Annotated in this window: 1 protein-coding gene; it reads left to right on the top strand. The window is 69.6% G+C overall.

What is annotated here, in order from left to right; translation table 11 throughout:
• Window positions 1-434: extracellular solute-binding protein (locus RNB18_RS52415; protein WP_311721105.1), on the top strand; the 434-nt coding region annotated here is incomplete at both ends.

The raw sequence follows: 434 nt of genomic DNA, 5'->3' as shown, positions 1-434 counted from the left end.
AGCACGGACAGCTCGGCGCCCCGCAGTCCGGGTACGCCGAGTGCCTCAACAACATGACCCAGGGCAAGACCGCCATGTGGTACGACGCCACCGCCGGCGCCGGATCGCTGGAGGCCGAGGGCTCCCCGGTGAAGGGGAAGATCGGCTACGTACCGGCCCCCGTCGAGCGGACCGACAGCTCCGGCTGGCTCTACACCTGGGCCTGGGGCATGCAGAACGCCTCCAAGAAGGCCGACGACGCCTGGAAGTTCATCTCCTGGGCCTCCAGCAAGGAGTACGAGGAACTCGTCGGCGCCACCAGCGGCTGGTCCAACGTCCCGGCGGGCAAACGCGCGTCCACCTACGACCACCCCGACTACCGCAAGGAAGCAGGGGCGTTCGCCGACGTGACCCGGCAGGCGATCTCCGAGGCCGACCCCGACAACCCCGGCACC

Origin of the sequence: Streptomyces doebereineriae (assembly GCF_031845645.1) — a bacterium.
GTDB lineage: Bacteria > Actinomycetota > Actinomycetes > Streptomycetales > Streptomycetaceae > Streptomyces > Streptomyces canus.
Note: the sequence above shows the minus strand (reverse complement) of the source record. Positions and strands in the feature narration are given on the sequence as shown.